Genomic DNA, 511 nt, shown 5'->3' with positions numbered 1-511 from the left:
CCCCACCGGCCGTAAGCAATGCTGGAAGATTAGGATTAAGAAAGAGAACGAGAACGAGGGTCGGACAAATGCGTCAATTTGACCACGAGAAACTGAATGCCTATCAATCGTCCATCGTTTTTGTCGCTTGGGCGGCTGACGTTCTTGAACTCATTCCAAAGTCACAGGCCGTTCACAATCAGTTCGATCGAGCACCAACGTCGATTCCATTGAACATCGCGGAAGGCAATGGCAAATTCACTGAATCGGATCGCTGCCGGTTCTTCGACATTGCACGCGGATCCGCGTTGGAATGTGCAGCGTGCTTGGACGTCATGACCGCAAAACGAAAAATCGAAAACTCGCATGCAGAAGAAGGCAAACGCTTGCTGATTGAAATTGTTTCGATGCTGGTTGGCTTGATACGATCGAACTCTGCGGAGCGGAAACACTAACGAACTAGAAACAAGTCGACCGCAAACGCATTCTGCATGGTCAACATTGCAAGATGAGGAGTAAGAAGGAGAATGGT

The 511-nt window shown here is 48.9% G+C and carries 1 protein-coding gene; it reads left to right on the top strand.

Annotated features, from left to right (window positions below; all coding sequences use genetic code 11):
- Window positions 1–68 precede the first annotated feature (68 nt).
- Window positions 69–434 (top strand): four helix bundle protein, encoded by a 366-nt coding sequence (locus RMSM_RS12545; protein WP_008696305.1) that lies wholly within the window; start codon window positions 69–71, stop codon window positions 432–434.
- Window positions 435–511 lie beyond the last annotated feature (77 nt).

It is taken from the genome of Rhodopirellula maiorica SM1 (assembly GCF_000346295.1).
Lineage (GTDB): Bacteria > Planctomycetota > Planctomycetia > Pirellulales > Pirellulaceae > Novipirellula > Novipirellula maiorica.
This window is presented reverse-complemented; position numbering and strand designations above follow the sequence as displayed.